1 protein-coding gene is annotated in these 256 nt (G+C 37.1%); it reads left to right on the top strand.

Annotated elements, in window-relative coordinates; genetic code table 11:
• Positions 1 to 256, top strand: a 256-nt coding sequence (locus tag ABFY71_RS18975; protein WP_347947433.1) for a hypothetical protein, incomplete at both ends; no start/stop codon positions are given.

Genomic DNA, 256 nt, shown 5'->3' with positions numbered 1-256 from the left:
TCCTGATATGCAAAAGGTTATTGATGATTGCAAGCTGAAAAAGCAAAGCCAGATGGCTATTTTAACTCTATTCAAGCAGATGTACAAATATGCCGTATACTCAGAAATTGTAACGGAAAATAAGGCGTTATATGTCCATGTTAATGCTGATAATGACACCGAACATGGAACGCCATTTTCTGATCAGGAACTACAAACTTTATGGGATAATGCCAACGATCCAGAAGTGCAGCTCATTCTTATTATGTGCTATTCT

This window comes from Devosia alba (assembly GCF_039938915.1).
In the GTDB taxonomy this organism is placed as follows: Bacteria; Pseudomonadota; Alphaproteobacteria; order Rhizobiales; family Devosiaceae; genus Devosia; species Devosia alba.
The sequence above is the reverse complement of the archived record's forward strand: the minus strand, read 5'-3'. Positions and strand labels throughout refer to the sequence as shown.